This is a genomic window from Arsukibacterium sp. (assembly GCF_041616895.1).
GTDB lineage: Bacteria > Pseudomonadota > Gammaproteobacteria > Enterobacterales > Alteromonadaceae > Alishewanella.
Genome location: NZ_JBFJPY010000199.1, coordinates 1 through 2,067 on the forward strand (window position 1 = coordinate 1; position 2,067 = coordinate 2,067).

Sequence of the window (2,067 nt, forward strand, 5' to 3'; positions counted from 1 at the left end):
CAATTCACGCAGAAAAATTTCTTTATTGGAATACAGTGAATGGATCATCAGGTTCAGTAGTTGTTTTACTTCAGCCTGAAAGCCATGAGTCTGCTTCTGTCCAGGGTTAGTGGCAGTATTATCACTCATTATCGGGTCCTCGAACGTAGTGTTAGCAAAAATAATAACGCGGCCGCGTTGCTCAGTTGCCAGTTATATGGGGTAACCGGCAACAAAATTCAAGCTATAAAAAATACGTGGGAAAAATACATGGGTATACAGTAATCAGAAGGATTTTCGGCCACTAAAGGCATGGGATAAGGTGGTACCGTCGATATATTCTAGCTCACCACCTACCGGTACACCCTGGGCTAAACGAGTTACCGGAATGGCATACTTATGGCACAGCTCTGCCAGAAAAAATGCCGTCGCATCCCCTTCTACCGTAGGGTTAGTCGCCAGGATAACTTCACTAATGTGACCATTGGCTAATTGCTTATCCAGCCGGTCCAGCCCCAGCTCAGTCGGGCCAATGCCATCAAGCGGCGAAATATAGCCCATCAGAACAAAATATAGGCCATTAAACTGCCCGGTATGTTCAATAGCCAGCTGGTCGGAAGCAGAACCCACCACACACAAGGTACCTGCCTGCGCTCGGGCAGGATCGGTGCAAAGTGCACACAAATCTGTTTCGCAGAAAGTGCGACAGCTCTGACAATGTCCCACCTTTTCCATGGCTTTTGTCAACGCAGCGCCCAGCCTTGCACCACCTTCGCGGTTGCGCTCTAGTAAATGAAAAGCCATACGCTGTGCAGACTTAGGCCCCACGCCGGGCAACACCCGTAAGGTTTCTATTAATTGCTGAACTAAAGGGGCCAACTTACTCATACTGCGTAATTGCCTCAATTAAAATGGTAATTTCATACCAGGCGGCAATTGCATGCCACCCGTGACTTTGGCCATCTGTTCCTTGTTGTTTTCTTCAACCCGGCGGACCGCATCGTTTAAGGCAGCTGCAACTAAATCTTCCAGCATTTCCTTGTCATCTGCCAGTAAGCTGTCATCTATCTCAACCCGGCGCACGTTATGGCCGCCTGTCATGGTAATTTTTACCAGGCCCGCCCCTGACTCACCGGTTACTTCCATATTGGCAATTTCGGCCTGCACCTTTTGCATTTTTTCCTGCATGGCTTGCGCCTGCTTCATAATATTGCCCATACCGCCTTTAAACATAATTTCATCTCTCTTTTAACATTGCTGGCGTCACGATAATCAGTAACGCCTAAAATTATAAGATAGCCCCCACAGGCGCAGAGGCTAGTTTACCTGCAAGGTGTCTAATAATACACTGGCATCAAATTGCTGTTGCAATTGTTGGACGTTCGGATCTTGCTGCATCAACCTGCTGACATACCCGAGCCGCTCCTGCTCAATCCGTTGCTGTATTGCTAACGGGCACTGCTCTACGTTGCTACTATAATCGATTGCCAGCTGCAGCGACTGGCCCATGGCCTCAGATAATAAACTTTGCAACTGGCTGCGAAACTCCTCGTTATCAAGGTGTTGCTGGCTTTGCTGCACTTGCAAGCTTATCTGCTGCTGTTCCAGCTTCATTGCACTGTTAAGCAGAAAAAGTCGCATCAGGCCACCTACCGGCATTTTCTCGACCAGGGCAGCCCAACTATCAACTTCAGCTGCAAACCGGACCGAAAAATTTTGCTCATTAATCTCACCGTCAAACTGCTTTGCGGGCTCTGCCTGCTGGTGACGTTGCTGCCACAACGAATCAAGCATGGCCTGGTTCGCCGGGTCTTCAGGATAAAGCTGTTCGGGTTCTGGTTCTGTCTCATCCGGATAATGTGCTTTGGTTTGCTTCTCAACCGCGGGCCCGCTATCCGGCGGCGTAAACGGCTTAGTTTGGCCGGCAGCCTTATTTACGGCTGCAAGGTGTTGCTGGCTCACCTGCTGTGGCGCTCTTGATGGCACCGGCGCAGGCCGGTGCTCAGACTTTTTTGGCGCTAAACCACCTGTCTCTGCTGCCAACCCCCGGCGCTTAATAATACTGGCAGTTAGGGGATCAATACTTTC

The 2,067-nt window shown here is 49.6% G+C and carries 3 protein-coding genes; all 3 read right to left on the reverse strand.

The window, feature by feature from the left end; all coding sequences use genetic code 11:
- Window positions 1-264: 264 nt before the first annotated feature.
- On the reverse strand, window positions 265-867 hold the full coding sequence (recR, locus tag ABY802_RS16735; protein WP_372628251.1) for a recombination mediator RecR: 603 nt from the start codon (window positions 865-867) through the stop codon (window positions 265-267).
- Window positions 868-885: 18 nt separating this feature from the next.
- Window positions 886-1,212: a YbaB/EbfC family nucleoid-associated protein gene (locus ABY802_RS16740; RefSeq protein WP_290611192.1), complete on the reverse strand. Its 327-nt coding sequence runs from the start codon at window positions 1,210-1,212 to the stop codon at window positions 886-888.
- 84 nt (window positions 1,213-1,296) lie between these two features.
- Window positions 1,297-2,067: DNA polymerase III subunit gamma/tau C-terminal domain-containing protein (locus ABY802_RS16745; RefSeq protein WP_372628252.1), on the reverse strand; the 771-nt coding region annotated here is incomplete at its 5' end.

Bases quoted from the DNA above. Each gene is read 5' to 3' on its own strand.
- ABY802_RS16740 (WP_290611192.1), bottom strand. From the start codon at position 1,212: ATGTTTAAAGGCGGTATGGGCAATATTATGAAGCAGGCGCAAGCCATG.
- recR (WP_372628251.1), bottom strand. From the start codon at position 867: ATGAGTAAGTTGGCCCCTTTAGTTCAGCAATTAATAGAAACCTTACGG.